This is a genomic window from Mesorhizobium sp. WSM4850, from assembly GCF_055811735.1.
The window spans coordinates 82,971-98,990 of the sequence record NZ_JBVVPV010000016.1 but is presented as its reverse complement, the minus strand read 5'-3'; the positions used below and the strand labels follow the sequence as shown (position 1 = coordinate 98,990).

The window sequence follows — 16,020 nt, the reverse complement described above, 5'->3', positions numbered from 1 at the left end:
CTATCCCCGTGGGAGCACCCAAATGGACCGCCTTGACAGAAAAATCCTCCGCCTCTTGCAGGAGGACGCGACGCTCGCGGTCGCCGATGTCGCCAAGAAAGTCGGACTGTCGACCACGCCCTGCTGGCGGCGCATCCAGAAGCTCGAGGAGGAAGGCGTCATCAAGCGGCGCGTCGCCATCCTCGATCATGAAAAGGTCAATGTGCGCGTCACCGTGTTCGTGTCGATCCGCACCAATTCGCACAGCCATGAGTGGCTGCGCCGCTTTTCGGAGGTCATCCAGGAATTTCCGGAAGTGGTCGAGTTCTACCGGATGAGCGGCGACGTCGACTATCTCTTGCGCGTGGTGGTGCCCGACATCGCTGCTTACGACGCCTTCTACAAGCGGCTGATCGCCAAGATCGAGATCCGCGACGTCTCGTCGTCGTTTGCCATGGAGCAGATCAAATACACGACCGAAATGCCGCTCGACTACATGGTCCTGGACAAGGAATCGGGCGCCAACGCTGCCTGAGGAGTTGTTGCTTAGTTCTTCTTTTTGTTGAGGAAACTCCACGGCGAGTTTGCCGGCAGCGTGATCGTGTCCGGCACGAGATCGACATCCGTCACCTCCGCCTTGCGCACGGTGTAACCCGACTGGATCACGCTGACACCGTCGAGGATGAACAGCTGACTTTTCTCCATGCCCGGCTCCAGCGCGCCGGTCACGGCAACCGGCTGATAGGCTTGCGACATCCTGTAGGGGCGGGCGGGCGTGACGAGGACGATCTGATTGGGCGGCGGCGCCGGCATGTGGCTGCACGCACCTGTCCACGGCACCAGCAGGAACTGATAGACTAGATCGCCGTCCCGATCGAGCGGCAGCGCGTAGCCCGCCAGTTGGACGGCCTTGTCTCGCAAATTGACAGACAGCGTCTCGCCGCGGTCAGGCATTTTTGCCGCGCCCATCGGCAATCCGACACTTTCGGCAGCGGGTTGGGTCGCCGGGCGCAGGTCCTTCCAGAATATGCGCGCGGTTTCGGCGGAAGCGGTGCCCGCCACTATGGAAATCAGCACGGCCGCCAGCGCCGCTCTCGATTTGAAACGATTGCTCACCGTGTGCTCTCCATTTGACAGGAGTAAAGCTGCCGTCGCCGACAGCGTCAACGTTCGAGCCGCACCACATGCCGGCGCGAGCCGGCCATGCCGATCTCGTGGAATCCGCGGGCCACGAACATCTCTCGAAAGCCCATGAAGCGGTAACTCGGCGACGCCTGGTCGACCGGATAGGCCTCGATGGTCCTGGCGCCGTTGGCGAAAGCGTGATCGATGGCCGCGTCGAGCAGGGCGCTTGCCAGTCCACGGCCGCGCGACGCCCTCGGCACATAGAAGCAGACGATCGACCATACGCCCGCCTCGCTGTCGTCCTGCTCCTGCGACAGCTTGCGATAGGTCTCGCGTGGCGCCACGGAGCACCAGCCGACGATCTTGCCTTCGGCATGGGCGACGATACCGACCGGCGTGCCGGCGTCGACAAGCGCCAGCATGGCCCGTCTCCTCGCGTCGTTTGACGCGTGCTCGCGGTTTTCGAGCTGTCGCCAGGCCATGCACCAGCAATATTTCGGGCCGCCAGGCTGCTCGAACAGGTTCTCGAAATCGGCGCGCGTGGATCGCGTCACCTCAGTAAAGCGGATCTGGCTCCGGTCAGCCTTTCCTGGCGAGCCGCTCGAGCGTCTTGGCATCGGAAAGCTCCCGTGCAGCGTCCTTGCCGATCCAGCGCGCCGTCTTGTCCGTCGAACCGGCCAGCTTCTGCGCCAAGGCGAGGGCGGCGCGGTGCAAATTCACCGATCGCTTGCCGATAGAGCGAAGCGCCCAGTTCACTGCCTTCTTCACAAAATTGCGGGCATCGCTGGCGTGCGCTTCGATGATCGGCAGGAAGTCGAGGAAGGTCGCCTCTGGCTCCTTCTTCCGGTGGACCACCGACCAGGCCATCATGGCAAAAGCCGTGCGTCGAACGAACTCGCGTTCGTCGGCCGCGAACTCTTCTATCAGTTCCTTCCAGCAATCCGTATCGACAAAGAGATCGGAGACGCCGTCGACGATATCCCACGAGTCGAAAGTCGCCGCCCATCGTCTTGCATCCGCAGCAGAAAACCGCTTCGGATCGGCTGTGACGGAAGCGATGAACTGCGCTTCCATGATGCCTGACTGCCATAGTTCGAAGGCACGTTCATGGTCGCGCTTGATCTTCTTGGCAATCTGTCGCTGCACGCCATGCGAAATACCGAGCGCACGTTCGATCTTGATGCCGTAGCGCAGCATGCCAAGGCGATTCTCCTGCGAGCCGATCGAGCGCAGATGGGCGACAATCTCCCCGGCGCTGGATTGAGGCGAAAGCTCGGCCACGACAAAACCTACTTCTCCAGTCGCGCCAGCAGCGAAGACGTGTCCCAGCGTTTGCCGCCCATCCCCTGCACATCCTTGTAGAACTGGTCGACAAGTGCCGTCACCGGCAGCTTGGTGCCGTTGCGGTCGGCCTCCGCCAGGCAGATGCCGAGATCCTTGCGCATCCAGTCGACTGCGAAGCCGAAATCATATTTGCCGGCATTCATCGTCTTGTGGCGGTTCTCCATCTGCCATGAGCCGGCCGCGCCCTTGGAGATCACCTCGATGACCTTTTCGATGTCGAGCCCGGCCTTCTTGCCGAAATGAATGCCTTCGGCCAGCCCTTGGACAAGGCCGGCGATGCAGATCTGGTTGATCATCTTGGTGAGTTGGCCGGAGCCGGCCGGGCCCATCAGCCCGACCATGCGGGCATAGGCATCGATGACAGGCTTCGCCTGCTCGAAGGCTTTCTGCTCGCCGCCGACCATGACGGTCAGGATGCCGTTTTCGGCGCCGGCCTGACCGCCGGAGACCGGTGCGTCGAGGAACGAAAAACCGCGAACTTGCGCCTTCTCCGCCAGTTCGCGCGCGACTTCAGCCGAGGCCGTGGTGTTGTCAATGAAGATGGCTCCCTTCTTCATCGACTGGAACGCACCCTCGGCTCCGATCGTCACCGCGCGCAAATCGTCGTCATTGCCAACGCAGCAAAAGACAAAATCCTTGCCGTCGGCGGCCTCAGCCGGCGTGCCGGCAACACTGCCGCCATGCTGGGCAACCCATTGCTCGGCCTTTGCCTTGGTGCGGTTGTAGACGGTGACGTCGTGGCCGCCCTTGTTCCGGAGATGTCCGGCCATTGGATAGCCCATGACGCCAAGACCGAGAAATGCCACCGATGCCATGTTTTCGAATCCCTTCAATCCTGTTTCCGGCCTTCTTAGCGGATCAGGCAAAGCTATGGGAGTCAGCGGTGCAGATGTATGGTAATGCGCCGTTCTATCCACTCGACCGCGTGGCGGAGTATCTCGACAATGATCAGATAGATGATCGCCGCCCAGACATAGGACTGGAAGTCGAAAGTGCGCGAATAGGTGAGCTTCGTGATGCCCATCAGATCATAGACGGTGATGATGGCTACGATCGCCGAGCCCTTGATCATCAGGATGATCTCATTGCCGTAGGGACGCAGCGCCACGATCAGTGCCTGCGGCAGGATGATCTTCCACATCGTCTGCAATTTGTGCAGGCCGAGCGAGGCGGCGCCCTCCCACTGGCCTCTGGGCACGCTCTCGATCGCGCCGCGCAGGATTTCAGCCTGATAGGCGGCAGTATTGAGCGAGAAGGCGAAGATTGCGCAGTTGAACGCCTCCCGGAAAAAACCCCAGAGGCCAATCATATCGAGCTGCGGCCGGAACGAGCCTACGCCGTAATAGACAAGGAAGGTCTGGGCCAGCAGCGGCGTGCCGCGGAAGAAATAGACATAGGCGTAGGCAAGACCTGAAAGAAACCGGTTTTTCGACATGCGGGCATAGGCGATCGGCACCGACAGGACCGCGCCAAGCACGATCGAGATGGCGACCAGCAAAAGCGTCACACCTAGTCCTGTCACATAGGATGGCGCATACTTCGCGAAAAGCTCGCCGTTCCAGGCGACAATGAGGTACGCAGCAATCCCGGCGAGAAAAGCTATCCACATACAGACCAGCGCGTAGCCGAGAATACGTTGGCGCGGCCAGCCGTGCGGGATTGCTGGCGGTTTTTCGACCTTCCTCGCCACGTCGGCTGCTGCCGCACTCATCGCTGCACCTGCTGGCGGCCGACCGCACGTTCGATCGCATTGATGCCGAAGGACGATATGATGGCGAGGAGCAGATAAATAAGCGCGGCAACACCGAAAAACAGGAAGGCGTGCTTGGTGACGCGGGCGGCGACGCCCGCTTGCCGCAATATGTCGGTAAGACCGATGGCGGAAACCAGGGCGGTATCCTTGAGAAGGATGAGCCACAGATTGGCAAGACCCGGCAGTGCGATACGGATAAGCTGCGGCAGCACCACAAGGCGCATCGTGTGCCAGCCAGACAGGCCAACCGAATAGCCGCCCTCATACTGTCCCTTCGGGATGGCGCGGAATGCCGAGAGGAAGACCTCGCTGGCGTAGGACGAGAAGACGACGCCGAGCGCGATCATGCCGGAAACAAAAGCATTCACTTCGACCGCGGCGGTCGGGTCATACAGGCGCATCAATTGCTGAATGCCGATTTGCGCGCCGTAAAAGATGATGAACAGGGTCAGCAACTCAGGCAATCCACGAAAGATCGTGGTGTAGATATTGCCGGCCAGCCGCAGCGACGGCTCGTTGGATTGCTTGGCCAGCGCAACCAGAAAGCCGATCACCAGACCGAGAGGCAGGGTCGCGGCTGCAAGCGAAACGGTGATGAAAACACCATAGGCGATGTCGTCGAGCCAGCCTTCGGGTCCCCAACTGAGCAGCGTCCAAACGCTTTGCATCCGCCTGCCTGTTCTCCTCTATGCTTTTTTTGAGAGCGCGGCGTCAGCCCTGGCGCGCCGCGTCTTGCGCAAACGGCGGGGATGTCCCGCCGTTCGCCGTCAACCCGGAAGGATCAGGACTCGCCGCCGTAGACGTCGTACTTGAAGTACTTGTCGTTGATTTCCTTGTACTTTCCGTTGGCGCGGATGGCGTCGATCGCCTTATTGAACTGATTGACCAACGCGGTATCGCCCTTGCGTACCGCGATGCCGGCGCCCGGACCATGGATCTCGATGTCGGGCGTGATCGCGCCGATCAGCTTGCAGCAGGCGCCGTCCGGCGTGGCAAGCCAGCCTTCGATGACAGTGATGTCGTCGTTGACCGCATCAACGCGGCCATTGGCGAGATCGAGCTGGTATTCCTGCGCGGTCGGGTACGGCTTGATTGTGCTGTCGGCATAAGTCTTGGTTGAATAATTGAAGTGGGTGGTGGACGCCTGCACGCCGATCGTCTTGCCGGCCAGGTCCTCTTTGGTCACGCCTTTGATATCGCTGTCCTTGGGCGCGGCGATGGCCGGCGGCGTGTTGTAGTATTTGTTGGTGAAGTCGACCTTCTCGGCACGCTCCGGCGTGATCGACATCGAGGCGACGATGGCGTCGAACTTGCCGGCCTGAAGCGCCGGGATGATGCCGTCCCAATCCTGCGCGACGAAAGTGCACGTCACCTTCATCTCGTCGCAAAGCGCCTTGGCGATATCGATGTCGAAGCCCACGAGCTGGCCATCAGCGGTCAGGTTGTTGAACGGCGGATAGGCTCCCTCCGAGCCGATCCTCAAGGTTTTCTCTTGAGCCTGGGCAACGCCCAATGTCAGCAGCGCCGCCGATGCGGCGAGCGCTATACGCAGTGCAGTACGCATGATAATCCTCTCTGTATGTCCCCGGCCGTCGTTCCGAACGGCTCTGTGGGCGGTTCTGTTGACCGCCCGCTGGCGCGATACTCCCATTCTTTCCCAAGAAAAAGCAACTGTAAAACCGTTGCTTGCGGGTTTCGCATTGCCGGACAATGCTGACGCTGCGGCAGGTATAGCAACGGGGAAACAGGGGGCGGCCGATGCTTCTTCGGCAGTACCCTCAGCGCGTCAAACCTGTCGCGCGCTCGATGAAGTCGGCTATCGATCTGGTGTCGTCGAGATCGAAGACAGGCAGGCTTTCGTCGGCTATGGCGAAGTCGGCGGCGATGGCGACGATGTGCGGATCATTTGCCGAAAGCGGTGCCCAGTCCTTGGCCTCCATCCGCCGCGTCTCGATCTTGCTGTGCGCCTCGCGCTTGTAGCCTTCGACCAGCACGATGTCGGCGGTGCCGAGCCGCGACAGGATCGCATCCAGCGTCGGCTCGTCCTCGCCGCGCAATTCGTGCATCAGCGCCCAGCGCCTGTCCGACACGATGGCGACTTCAGTGGCCCCGGCCTGCCTATGGCGAAAACTGTCCGCCCCCGGTTTGTCGATGTCGAAGGCATGATGGGCGTGTTTTACCGTCGAGACTTTCCAGCCACGCCGGACGAGTTCGGCGACCAGCTTTTCGGTCAGTGTCGTCTTGCCGGAATTCTTCCAGCCGGTGATACCGAAGACGCGTCTCATCATAGCTTCATGCTCTGCAACAGACCCTCGACACGGACAAGGTCACTCGTGGCGAACGGCAAGCCTATATGCCGTCCGGCGCCATATCAGGTCCAGCGCTTTCGGCGGCTGTCTTGCGCCGGCCGACGATCCGTTCGCGGTAAAGTGCGTAGAGGCCGGAGCAGACGATGATGCTGGCGCCGAGGATCATCGGCAGGTCGGGAACGTCGCCGAAGATGAACAGGCCAAGCAGGATCGACCAGAGCAGGGCCGTGTAGCGGAACGGCGCGATGAACGAGATGTCGCCCACCCGCATCGCCATGATGATGAACTGGTAGCCGATGACCACGAGCACTGCCGCCAATGCCAGGAACGCCGTGCTTTCCCCCGTCATCGGTGTCCACCCGCCCATCGGCAAAAGCAGCGCCGCGCCGAGCATTGTCATGGCGAGTGCCGTGGTGGTCGACACCAGCAATGTCGGAATGGCTTGCGGTATCCGCTTGGTGGCGAGGTCACGCACCGCACAACAGGCGACACAGGCCAGCGCCAGCAGCGAATAGATGCTGAACCCCTCGAAGCCGGGCCGCACGATGATCAGCACGCCGGCAAAGCCGATGGCGATAGCCAGCCAGCGCCGCCAGCCGACGCCTTCCTTGAACACAAGTGCTGCGCCCATCGTCACCGCCAGCGGCAGCGCCTGCAGCACGGCCGAGACATTGGCAATCGGCAGATGGGCAAGGGCGATGAGAAACGACGCGGTAGCGCCGGCTTCGCCGATCACGCGTATCGCCACCATCGGCTGCAGCATCGAGCCGGGCAGGGCAAGCGCACCGCGTTGCCAGGCAAGCAGGCCTACGAAAAGCGAAGCGAAGGCGCCGCGGATCAGCATGACCTGCGCCATGTTCATGGATTCCGACGCGACTTTGGTGATCGCGTCGTTGAGGGTGAAACCACTCATCGCCACCACCATGAACAGTGCACCGCGAAGATTTGGGGAAAAAAGCAAAGGCGTTACCACTGTGGTCCTGCATCAAGCCTCTACCAGCCGGCGGCAAGACAGCAACGTCAAAGGGCTGGTCCACGGCCTTCGGCGGCTCGTTACAACCTCCTCGCAAGAGCGGCAGGATTTATTTCGGCGGTGCGACCAGGAAAATCAGCCGCCGGTGACGCTCATGTGCCGCGATACCGACGGACGGTTGGTGCGGCGGTCGATGATGAAATCATGGCCCTTCGGCTTGCGGCCAATGGCTTCGTCGATGGCGTCGGCGACCAGTTCGTTGCCTTCGGATGCACGCAACGGTGCGCGCAGGTCGGCGGCATCTTCCTGGCCGAGGCACATATAGAGCGTGCCGGTGCAGGTCAGCCGGACGCGGTTGCAGCTTTCGCAAAAATTATGCGTCATCGGCGTGATGAAGCCGAGCCTGCCACCGGTCTCGGCGACGTGGACGTAGCGGGCCGGGCCACCGGTCTTGTAGGGGATGTCGGTCAGCGTGAACTGCCGCTCGAGTGCTGCGCGCAGCAGCGACAGCGGCAGATACTGGTCGGTGCGGTCGGCGTCGATCTCGCCCATCGGCATGGTTTCGATGACAGTCAACTCCATGCCGCGGCCGTGCGCCCAGCGCAGCATCTCGGGCAGTTCGGCGTCATTGAAATCCTTCAGCGCCACCGCATTGAGCTTCACCTTCAGTCCCGCTGCCTGCGCGGCGTCGATGCCATCCATGACCTTGTCGAGATTGCCCCAGCGGGTAATCTGACGGAATTTTTCCGGGTCCAGCGTGTCCAGCGAGACGTTGATGCGCTTGACCCCGCAATCGGCGAGTTCAGCGGCAAAGCGCGAAAGCTGCGAGCCGTTGGTGGTCAGCGTCAATTCTTCCAGAGCGCCGCTTTCGAGATGACGCGAAATCTGACGCACAAGATGCATGATGTTCTTGCGCACCAGCGGCTCGCCGCCGGTAAGACGCAGTTTCCTGACGCCCTTTTCGATGAAAACCGTGCATAGCCGGTCGAGTTCTTCCAGCGACAGCAAATCCTTCTTGGGAAGGAACGCCATGTCCTCGGCCATGCAATAGGTGCAGCGGAAGTCGCAGCGGTCGGTGACCGAAACGCGCAGATAGCTGATCGTGCGACCAAAAGGATCGATCATGTCCATGCTGGTCCGTTTCCCGTGGTTGCGAACGGCATCGTTATATATGGCTATGTGATACGATCCAACCTGCCATTCAAGACAAGAAGTTTCGATCCTGGGCAACATCGCGCCGACAGATCGTGTCGGAAGTTTCGAAGCGGCCTTTTCCCGCTGCGCGAAGCGGCGTAGGGAAAGGACAGATGATGCGGAACCTATCACCATGACGGCGCCGAAGGAACTCAGGGTCTCGAAGGACCGCAGGCTGCTAACCGTGACGTTCCCTGGCCATCAGCCGTTCGAGCTGCCGGCGGAGCTTTTGCGGGTAGCCTCGCCATCCGCCGAAGTGCAGGGCCATTCGCCCGAACAGCGCGTGACCGTTCCCGGCAAGCGCAACGTTGCCATCCTGAAGATCGAACCGGTCGGCAACTATGCCGTCCGCATCACCTTCGACGATTTCCACGATACCGGCATCTTCACCTGGAACTACCTGCATACGCTGGGCCGTGAGAAGGACGCACGCTGGGCCGCCTATCTCGCCGAGCTGGAAGAGAAGGGGCTGAGCCGCGATCGGTAGCTCCGGCCCGTCGTCAAAGCGTCACCGATTTGGAGTAGCGGCTGCGGATACTCGGAGACGAAGCATGTCCATCATCACCACGGTCGAACAGCTCGAAGCACTCTATGGCCTGCCCGGCGAGACCTCGCTGGTCAAGGAGCTCGACCATGTGATTCCCGAATACGCCGCCTTCATCGAGGCCTCGCCTTTTGCCGCGATCGCGACCAGCGGGCCGGAAGGGCTGGATTGTTCGCCGCGCGGCGATTTCGCCGGCTTCGTCCGCATCCATGATCCGAAAACCCTGATGATGCCGGACCGGCGCGGCAACAACCGTGCCGATTCGCTAAAAAACATCATTCGCGATCCGCGCGTCGGCCTGTTGTTCCTGGTCCCAGGCTGCGGCACGACGCTGCGCGTCAACGGCCGCGCCCACATCACCACGGATGCCGCGCTGTGCGCCTCGTTCAGCGTCGACGGCCGACCGGCGCGTTCGGTCACGGTCATCGATGTCGATTCGGTCTATTTCCAGTGCGCCCGCGCCATTGTCCGATCGGAACTGTGGAACCCGGCGAGGCATGTCGACCCGAAGTCGCTGCCGACACCCGGAAAAATCCTGGAAATAACCAGCCGGAAAGGCATCGACGGCGAGGCTTACGACAGGGAATGGCCGGAGCGCGCGAAAAAGTCGATGTGGTGAGCGGGTCACGCTTCCTTGAGCACGTCGGCAATTTTGCGCATCTGCTCGCCGATCATGTCGCATTGCTCCGGCGTCGACTGGCTCATCGCTTTCTCGATCAGCGCCATATGAACCTTCAGCGCCTGCATCAGCAGTTCCGTGCCGGCTTCGGTCAGGGTCAGGCGCAGCACGCGCTTGTCCTTCTGATCGCCTTCGCGGCGCAGCAGGCCGCGTGTCTCGAGTTGCGGCAAAAGCATGGTGATGTTGGAACGGCCGACCAGCAGCCGGCGGGCGAGATCGTGCTGCGACATGCCGGGATGGCGGTAAAGATTCATCAGCACGTCGAGCTGCGCCGGCTTCAGGTCCAGCGGCGCAAGCTTCACTGCCAGCGTGCGCTCCAGGACATGGCAGGCGCGCGCCACCGCGACCCAGTTGCGAAAACGCGGGTTGTCCCAGGGCAGCTCTTGTTTAATGTTCATGTTTGAACTATTATGTTCATGCTTGAACGAATGGATGGATCGCCACTATGGCATCATTTGGATTGAAGGTCATCCGGGGCGTGTTTGCCGCCGCCGAACATGTGGCTCCCCGCCTTACCGGGCGCGCGGCATTCGAACTGTTCTGCCGCACGCCGAACGCCAAAATTCTCAGCGACGGCGAGCGACGCGCCGTCGACCGCGCCGCCGGCTTCATGGCCGAGGCGCGCCATCATCGGCTGAAGACCAAAAACGGCTGCGTCATGGTGCATGAATTCAGGCCAGAGCCGGGCAGGCGGGCCGCCGGCACGGTGCTCGTCATCCATGGCTGGCGTTCGCGCACCGAATATATGCGCACGCTGATCGAAGCCTATCGAGGCGCCGGCTACAAGGTTGTCTCGCTCGACCTGCCGGGCCACGGCCAATCGCAGGGACGCCGGCTCACATTGGTCAGCGCTGTAGAGGCCGCCCGACTCGCTGGCGAATGGTTCGGCCCGTTCGTGGCGGTCGTCGGCCATTCCTTCGGCGGTGCCGTGGCCGCCAATGCCGTCGTCGGTTCGGTCAAGGACGTTCCGCCGCTGGCGGCCGAGCGGCTGGTGCTGATCGCGGCACCGAGTTCGCTGCCGGCGATCTTCAACGATTTCAGCCGCATGCTCAGTGTCGGCCCACGCTCGCAGGCCGCCATGGCCGACCGGGTCGAACGCATCGCCGGCCGGCCGCTGCACGAATTCACCGGCGACCGCCAGCTTGCCGGCACGCCGGTGCCAACGCTGGTCATCCATGCGCCGGACGACCGCGAGGTGTCCGCTGACCATGCAAGGCTCTATGCCGGGGCCGGCGACCATGTGCGGCTGTACTGGGCCGACGGGCTCGGCCACCGCCGCATCCTCGCCGACAAGGGCGTGGTCGAGCGTGCGGTCGGCTTCGTTGCCGAACACCGGGAGCCGGTATCGCTGCATTAAACAGCGACGGCTTCGACCTGCGTGCAGAGATCGACCGCTTCGAGGAAGAGCGCTTCCTTGCAGCCGAATGCGGCGTAGGGGCTGGTCGAGTTGATTCCCATCGCCGGCGGCGCCAACGCCGAACTGAGCGCTATTTGCTGGAACCGGAGCGGACCCAATTCGCTTCGGTTGCCAGCGTTGTGAAACTGTTCTGCAACAGACCTCCTGAAATTTATGAAAGCTTAACGAAATCAGTATGAATCGGTGTAGTCGCGCCCTACATCCATGATGCGGTGGCGAGACCGTCAGCGATGCGGAACGGGAGCCGGTTGCAGCCGGATCGGGTGATTCCATGAAATTCCTCGGAAACAAAGCAACCGTGATGCCGCTTGCGGCGGTCACGGCAATGCTGGCCTTCGGCGTGCCGCAGGCAGACGCGCAAGGGTTTTTCGAGAGGCTCTTCGGCGGTGGTGTCAGGCATTCGCCGCGAGGTGATTACCCCCTGCCGCCATCAAGGCAGAGGCCGAAATACAAGCCATATGCAGCAGCACCCGCTGCCTCTCGGATCCGCAGCCCGTCCTATTACACCTACAAGAGCGATCCGCTCGTGCGCGTCGACTTCTCGACGCTGACGGCAGCGCCGGAGCCGGCAATGCCACAGGACGCCGCATTCCAGCCATCTTCCGCCACCGGCGCTGCCTTCCGCGAAGCGATTGCCGGACTGGACGATTACGAGCTCTACGCCGAGAAGGACATCGCCAAGGCGCTCGTCGCCTATTACGCGGCCAATCCGGATTTCATCTGGGTGACGGCAGCCAATGCCAACAGCCGCGCGCAAGATGCGGTGCGGGTGCTTGGCGAGGCGACGAGCTATGGCCTCACGCCGGCCGACTATACGGTTGAAGTGCCTGCCGCCGGCGCATCGACCGGCAGCGCCGATGCGCGGCTGAAGGAACTCGTCCGCTTCGAGATGGCGCTGTCAGCGCGCGTCTTGCGCTATGTCCACGACGCGCAAAGCGGCCGCGTCGATCCCAATCGCATCACCGGCTACTATGATTTCCCGGTCAAGCCGCTCGACATGGAAGGCGTGCTGAAAACGCTGACACGCACCCAGCAAGTGCGCACCTATCTCGAATCGCGGCATCCGCAGAACGCCGAATATCAGGCGCTGCGCGTCGAACTGGAATCACTTCAGGCCAGCGCCGACGACGAGATCGTCGTCGATCCCAAGCTGTTGCTGAAGCCGGGGGAGACCAGCCCCGAACTACCGAAGCTTCTGGCGAAGATCGCGCGCAATCTCGACGACGAGATGGGCGGCGCCTATGGCGAGATATTGGCCAGGCTCGCCACCAGCGAGGTCTATGCCCCGGAACTGGTGCCGGTCATCAAGGCGGTGCAGAAAAAGGCTGGCATGAAGGGCGACGGCGTCATCGGTCCGCGCACCGTCGCGGCGCTGGTCGGGACGTCCAAGGCCGACAAGATTCAAAAGGTGCATGTCGCGCTGGAAGAGTTGCGCTGGCTGCCATCCGATCTCGGCAGCCCGCGTGTCTTCATCAACCAGCCGGCATTTACGGCGAGCTACATCGAGAATGGCGAGGAGAAGCTGAAGACCCGCGTCGTCATCGGCAAGACCACCAACCAGACTTCCTTCTTCTACGACCAGCTCGAGCAGGTCGACTTCCACCCCTATTGGGGCGTGCCGCAGTCGATCCTCGTCAACGAGATGCTGCCCCGGCTGCGCAGGGATCCCGGCTATCTCGACCGCGCCGGCTACGAAGTGGTCAACGCGCGCGGCAAACGCATTCCCTCCTCCTCGGTCAATTGGGGCGCCTATGGCGCGAAGATACCTTATGGCGTGCGCCAGCTGCCGAGCGAGGCCAATGCCCTGGGCGAACTGAAGATCCTGTTCCCCAACAAGCACGCCATCTACATGCACGACACGCCGCAAAAGACGTTTTTCCAGCGTGACATGCGCGCGCTCAGCCATGGCTGCGTTCGCCTGCAGGATCCGCGCGGCATGGCGGCGGCCGTGCTCGGCACCTCGGTCGACGACATCGCGGAGAAGCTGAAGCACGGACATGCGACGGAGAAGGTAGCGCGCAGGATCCCGGTCTATGTCGCCTATTTCACCGCCTGGCCTGATATGTCCGGCAAAGTCGAATATTTCAGCGACGTCTACGACCGCGACACGCGGCTGCAGCAGGCACTCGACAGCACGGAAGCCGTGCGCTCGCCGGCGATCTGAGGACGCTAACGCAGGGGAGAGCGGGCGCAGGAACCGGCCGCGCCGCCAAGGGATGCGGCGATCTATTTGGGCTCGGCTGTTACCGGATCGTAGGTGATTTCGACCTTCGCCTTGTCGGTCGTGTAATAAGTAACGGTGTAGGCGCCGCTGTCCCAGGCGACCTCGTCGACGTAGCGGAAGTCGTCGCGGTGCTCGACCTTGGCGATTATTTCCGACAGTTTCCTGGCATTCTGCGGCGGCAACGGACTTCCGTCTGCGGCAAGGGCCGGTTCACCGAAAAGGAGAACTACGACGCCTGTCGCCAAAACAAGTCTGAACATGGCTTTCCCTCGCTTCTCGCAAAAGTAGAAACTCGCGGCCATGCAGGTTTGTTCCGGGCAGGTTTGTTCCGGGTTCCGGAATGGACACCCGTGAATTGCGCCGACGCATCTTGTTGTCGTTGGCTCATGCTAATGCGTCTGCAACTCACCTTCGTCGGGGAAGAGGTGGGCCAAGGCCGTGTCGAACGTGAGCTCCAGAGCGTCACCCGGTTCAAAGACCTTGTCTTCATTGAAGGCCGCAATGAGTTCGCTGTTATCGCGAAGGGTCAGGTCGACGACCGTCTCGCTGCCCAATCGCTCGGCATGTGCCACGATGCCATGCAGCAAGCCTTTTCCAGATTGCACCGGCCGCAGGTACTGCGGACGGACACCCAGGATGGCCTTGCCGTCTTTCCGGAAGGCGCGCCTTCTGGTCGCTACCCTGATCGGCTCCAGGGATTGGTTGCCAACCATTGCCGCTTCGCCATCGAGGGCGAGGACGTCGACGTTCAGGAAATTCATCGACGGGGCTCCCAGAAAGCCGGCTACGAACCTGTTGGCCGGCTCGTGATAGAGCTCCATCGGCGCTCCGATCTGCATGACTTGACCGTCCTTCAGCACGACGATCCTGTCAGCCAGCGTCATCGCCTCGACCTGGTCGTGGGTGACATAGATCATCGTTGTGCCCAGTTGCCTGCGCAGCCGGCCGATTTCCATGCGCATGTCCATGCGCAGTGCGGCGTCGAGGTTGGAGAGCGGCTCGTCAAACAGGAATACGGCCGGTTTCCGGGTGATTGCGCGCCCGATGGCGACGCGCTGGCGCTGGCCGCCCGAAAGCTGACTTGGCCGGCGGTCGAGCAAATGTTCCATTTGCAGGATGCGTGCGGCCTCGGCCACCTTCTGCTGCTTTTCCTGCCTGGAAGCGCCCGCGATCGTAAGGCCGAACGCGATGTTCTCGCGCACGGTCATGTGCGGAAAGATGGCATAGCTCTGGAACACCATCGCAACACCGCGTTGCTTGGGCTGCAGCTGGTTGACCACCCGGCCTCCGATCTCGAGGGTGCCTTCGGTTATGTCCTCGAGTCCGGCGATCATGCGCAGCAACGTGGACTTCCCGCAGCCCGACGGTCCAACAAAGACGACGAACTCGCCGTCGTTGATGTGGATATCGACGCCTTTGATGATTTCGACGCGACCGAAGGATTTCTTGACGCCCTTGAGTGAGACCTCAGCCATGAGCGATGGCTCCCGTTTTCTGATTCATGTGCGGCAATTCGGGGTCTCCGATCGATTGGTCGGCCTTGAGGAATGGGGCTGACCGGCCGTCCCAGATCCACTGCGTTTGAGCGCGAGAGCCATGCAGTCAGCCCTTCACGCCGGTCGAGGCGATCGACGCGATGAAGGCGCGCTGCAGCAACAGGTAGAAGACCAGCACCGGGACGGTGATAAGGGTGAGATAAGCCATGACTTCGCCCCAGGCGACGTTGAGTTGAAAGAAGTAGCCGAGGCCGACCATGACCGGGCGATAGCCTTCCTGCTGCACCACGATCAGCGGCCAGAGATATTGGTTGTACATGACGAGGAATTTCAGGATGGCGGCAGTCGCCAGTACCGGCCCTGAAAGCGGCATGACGACGCGATAGTAGACCTGCCACCAATTCGCGCCCTCCACCCGGCTTGCCTCAATCAGTTCGCCCGGCAGCCCTTTGAAATACTGCACGAACAGGAAGATCGTCAGTCCGTCGGCGATCCACGGGATGATCTGCACCCGGTAGGTATTGAGCCAGCCCCAATGCAGCCCATCAAGCCCGATCCAGGGCAGTTTCGAGACCAGGAGCAGGAGCGGGATAGCGATGGTCTCGAAAGGGATGATCAGCGTCGCGATGACGATCGAGAGCAGGACATCGCGCCCCTTCCACCGCAGGAAAGCAAAGGAGAACGCGGCCAGCGAACAGATCAGCAGCGAGAGAAGGACGGTCACCCCGGTGACCAGAACCGAGTTTAGGACGAACAGGCCGACAGGCGCCCGCCGAAACGCACCGAAATAGTTGTTGAGGCTGATGTCCCCGACGGGCAGGAATGCACGCAGGCTGGAAGTGTCCGCGAGAAGCTGACTGTCCGGCTTGAAGCTCGAGTTGATCATGAACACGAGCGGAAAGACGAAGATCAGCGCGATCAAGCACAGCACCAGATAGCGGACGAACAGCCTGAGGCCGTAATTGTCGGGATCGAAGGCCATC

Annotated in this window: 19 protein-coding genes and 1 pseudogene; 5 read left to right on the top strand and 15 right to left on the bottom strand. The window is 61.7% G+C overall.

The window, feature by feature from the left end:
* The first annotated feature begins 22 nt into the window (after window positions 1-22).
* The gene (locus AC0L2Z_RS17455; RefSeq protein ID WP_006333679.1) at window positions 23-514 is read left to right on the top strand and encodes an Lrp/AsnC family transcriptional regulator; all 492 of its coding nucleotides are present in this window, start codon (window positions 23-25) and stop codon (window positions 512-514) included.
* A gap of 11 nt (window positions 515-525) precedes the next feature.
* On the opposite strand, the gene AC0L2Z_RS17450 is transcribed toward AC0L2Z_RS17455, so the two are convergent.
* From AC0L2Z_RS17450 to moaA, 10 genes are all read right to left on the bottom strand, one after another.
* Window positions 526-1,095 (bottom strand): DUF3299 domain-containing protein, encoded by a 570-nt coding sequence (locus tag AC0L2Z_RS17450; protein WP_473628866.1) that lies wholly within the window; start codon window positions 1,093-1,095, stop codon window positions 526-528.
* A 47-nt stretch (window positions 1,096-1,142) separates the two neighbouring features.
* On the bottom strand, window positions 1,143-1,721 hold the full coding sequence (locus AC0L2Z_RS17445; protein ID WP_473628865.1) for a GNAT family N-acetyltransferase: 579 nt from the start codon (window positions 1,719-1,721) through the stop codon (window positions 1,143-1,145).
* Window positions 1,684-2,385, bottom strand: a complete 702-nt coding sequence (locus tag AC0L2Z_RS17440; RefSeq protein WP_128172518.1) for a DNA alkylation repair protein — start codon at window positions 2,383-2,385, stop codon at window positions 1,684-1,686. Before AC0L2Z_RS17440 ends, AC0L2Z_RS17445 begins: the two co-directional genes overlap by 38 nt.
* Window positions 2,386-2,393: 8 nt before the next feature.
* Complete coding sequence (locus tag AC0L2Z_RS17435) at window positions 2,394-3,263, bottom strand: NAD(P)-dependent oxidoreductase (RefSeq protein ID WP_128172587.1); 870 nt, start codon at window positions 3,261-3,263, stop codon at window positions 2,394-2,396.
* Between the two features lie 62 nt (window positions 3,264-3,325).
* Window positions 3,326-4,159 (bottom strand): ABC transporter permease, encoded by an 834-nt coding sequence (locus tag AC0L2Z_RS17430; protein ID WP_128172519.1) that lies wholly within the window; start codon window positions 4,157-4,159, stop codon window positions 3,326-3,328.
* Window positions 4,156-4,869 carry an ABC transporter permease gene (locus AC0L2Z_RS17425; protein ID WP_287220749.1) on the bottom strand — a complete coding sequence of 238 codons (714 nt, stop codon included), beginning with the start codon at window positions 4,867-4,869 and terminating at the stop codon, window positions 4,156-4,158. Before AC0L2Z_RS17425 ends, AC0L2Z_RS17430 begins: the two co-directional genes overlap by 4 nt.
* A 113-nt stretch (window positions 4,870-4,982) precedes the next feature.
* Entirely contained in the window at window positions 4,983-5,765 is a 783-nt protein-coding gene (locus tag AC0L2Z_RS17420) for an ABC transporter substrate-binding protein (protein WP_027151758.1), read from the bottom strand.
* A 214-nt stretch (window positions 5,766-5,979) separates the two neighbouring features.
* Window positions 5,980-6,489, bottom strand: a complete 510-nt coding sequence (gene mobB / locus AC0L2Z_RS17415) for a molybdopterin-guanine dinucleotide biosynthesis protein B (protein WP_473493228.1) — start codon at window positions 6,487-6,489, stop codon at window positions 5,980-5,982.
* 61 nt (window positions 6,490-6,550) lie between these two features.
* Complete coding sequence (locus AC0L2Z_RS17410) at window positions 6,551-7,471, bottom strand: DMT family transporter (RefSeq protein ID WP_027151756.1); 921 nt, start codon at window positions 7,469-7,471, stop codon at window positions 6,551-6,553.
* Between the two features lie 147 nt (window positions 7,472-7,618).
* Window positions 7,619-8,614, bottom strand: coding sequence for a GTP 3',8-cyclase MoaA (gene moaA, locus AC0L2Z_RS17405; RefSeq protein WP_027151755.1), 996 nt, complete (start codon window positions 8,612-8,614; stop codon window positions 7,619-7,621).
* 196 nt (window positions 8,615-8,810) lie between these two features.
* On the opposite strand from moaA, the gene AC0L2Z_RS17400 reads away from it, so the two are divergent.
* On the top strand, window positions 8,811-9,164 hold the full coding sequence (locus tag AC0L2Z_RS17400; RefSeq protein ID WP_473536591.1) for a gamma-butyrobetaine hydroxylase family protein: 354 nt from the start codon (window positions 8,811-8,813) through the stop codon (window positions 9,162-9,164).
* 64 nt (window positions 9,165-9,228) lie between these two features.
* On the top strand, window positions 9,229-9,840 hold the full coding sequence (locus tag AC0L2Z_RS17395) for a pyridoxamine 5'-phosphate oxidase family protein (RefSeq protein WP_473628864.1): 612 nt from the start codon (window positions 9,229-9,231) through the stop codon (window positions 9,838-9,840).
* Window positions 9,841-9,845: 5 nt separating this feature from the next.
* On the opposite strand, the gene AC0L2Z_RS17390 is transcribed toward AC0L2Z_RS17395, so the two are convergent.
* Window positions 9,846-10,298, bottom strand: coding sequence for a MarR family winged helix-turn-helix transcriptional regulator (locus AC0L2Z_RS17390; RefSeq protein ID WP_091590958.1), 453 nt, complete (start codon window positions 10,296-10,298; stop codon window positions 9,846-9,848).
* A gap of 47 nt (window positions 10,299-10,345) precedes the next feature.
* Between AC0L2Z_RS17390 and AC0L2Z_RS17385 the strand changes: the two genes are divergently transcribed.
* Entirely contained in the window at window positions 10,346-11,257 is a 912-nt protein-coding gene (locus AC0L2Z_RS17385; protein WP_473628863.1) for an alpha/beta hydrolase, read from the top strand.
* A 17-nt stretch (window positions 11,258-11,274) separates the two neighbouring features.
* On the opposite strand, the pseudogene AC0L2Z_RS17380 reads toward AC0L2Z_RS17385, so the two are convergent.
* A pseudogene (locus AC0L2Z_RS17380) lies at window positions 11,275-11,361 on the bottom strand (TetR/AcrR family transcriptional regulator); the annotation flags it as partial.
* 227 nt (window positions 11,362-11,588) lie between these two features.
* On the opposite strand from AC0L2Z_RS17380, the gene AC0L2Z_RS17375 reads away from it, so the two are divergent.
* Window positions 11,589-13,481, top strand: a complete 1,893-nt coding sequence (locus tag AC0L2Z_RS17375; protein ID WP_473628862.1) for a L,D-transpeptidase family protein — start codon at window positions 11,589-11,591, stop codon at window positions 13,479-13,481.
* Window positions 13,482-13,543: 62 nt separating this feature from the next.
* Here AC0L2Z_RS17375 and AC0L2Z_RS17370 read toward each other — a convergent pair whose 3' ends face one another.
* The 3 genes from AC0L2Z_RS17370 to AC0L2Z_RS17360 form a co-directional block, all read right to left on the bottom strand.
* The gene (locus AC0L2Z_RS17370) at window positions 13,544-13,801 is read right to left on the bottom strand and encodes a PepSY domain-containing protein (protein ID WP_473628861.1); all 258 of its coding nucleotides are present in this window, start codon (window positions 13,799-13,801) and stop codon (window positions 13,544-13,546) included.
* 129 nt (window positions 13,802-13,930) lie between these two features.
* On the bottom strand, window positions 13,931-15,016 hold the full coding sequence (locus AC0L2Z_RS17365; RefSeq protein WP_023801855.1) for an ABC transporter ATP-binding protein: 1,086 nt from the start codon (window positions 15,014-15,016) through the stop codon (window positions 13,931-13,933).
* Between the two features lie 127 nt (window positions 15,017-15,143).
* Window positions 15,144-16,019 (bottom strand): carbohydrate ABC transporter permease, encoded by an 876-nt coding sequence (locus AC0L2Z_RS17360; RefSeq protein ID WP_128172529.1) that lies wholly within the window; start codon window positions 16,017-16,019, stop codon window positions 15,144-15,146.
* Between the last annotated feature and the right edge of the window lies 1 nt (window position 16,020).

Coding starts and splice junctions, on each gene's coding strand:
- mobB (WP_473493228.1), bottom strand. CDS start 6,489: ATGATGAGACGCGTCTTCGGTATCACCGGCTGGAAGAATTCCGGCAAG.
- AC0L2Z_RS17370 (WP_473628861.1), bottom strand. CDS start 13,801: ATGTTCAGACTTGTTTTGGCGACAGGCGTCGTAGTTCTCCTTTTCGGT.
- AC0L2Z_RS17395 (WP_473628864.1), top strand. CDS start 9,229: ATGTCCATCATCACCACGGTCGAACAGCTCGAAGCACTCTATGGCCTG.
- AC0L2Z_RS17375 (WP_473628862.1), top strand. CDS start 11,589: ATGAAATTCCTCGGAAACAAAGCAACCGTGATGCCGCTTGCGGCGGTC.
- AC0L2Z_RS17400 (WP_473536591.1), top strand. CDS start 8,811: ATGACGGCGCCGAAGGAACTCAGGGTCTCGAAGGACCGCAGGCTGCTA.
- AC0L2Z_RS17390 (WP_091590958.1), bottom strand. CDS start 10,298: ATGAACATTAAACAAGAGCTGCCCTGGGACAACCCGCGTTTTCGCAAC.
- AC0L2Z_RS17420 (WP_027151758.1), bottom strand. CDS start 5,765: ATGCGTACTGCACTGCGTATAGCGCTCGCCGCATCGGCGGCGCTGCTG.
- AC0L2Z_RS17360 (WP_128172529.1), bottom strand. CDS start 16,019: ATGGCCTTCGATCCCGACAATTACGGCCTCAGGCTGTTCGTCCGCTAT.
- moaA (WP_027151755.1), bottom strand. CDS start 8,614: ATGGACATGATCGATCCTTTTGGTCGCACGATCAGCTATCTGCGCGTT.
- AC0L2Z_RS17445 (WP_473628865.1), bottom strand. CDS start 1,721: ATGCCAAGACGCTCGAGCGGCTCGCCAGGAAAGGCTGACCGGAGCCAG.
- AC0L2Z_RS17385 (WP_473628863.1), top strand. CDS start 10,346: ATGGCATCATTTGGATTGAAGGTCATCCGGGGCGTGTTTGCCGCCGCC.
- AC0L2Z_RS17430 (WP_128172519.1), bottom strand. CDS start 4,159: ATGAGTGCGGCAGCAGCCGACGTGGCGAGGAAGGTCGAAAAACCGCCA.
- AC0L2Z_RS17435 (WP_128172587.1), bottom strand. CDS start 3,263: ATGGCATCGGTGGCATTTCTCGGTCTTGGCGTCATGGGCTATCCAATG.
- AC0L2Z_RS17365 (WP_023801855.1), bottom strand. CDS start 15,016: ATGGCTGAGGTCTCACTCAAGGGCGTCAAGAAATCCTTCGGTCGCGTC.
- AC0L2Z_RS17425 (WP_287220749.1), bottom strand. CDS start 4,869: ATGCAAAGCGTTTGGACGCTGCTCAGTTGGGGACCCGAAGGCTGGCTC.
- AC0L2Z_RS17455 (WP_006333679.1), top strand. CDS start 23: ATGGACCGCCTTGACAGAAAAATCCTCCGCCTCTTGCAGGAGGACGCG.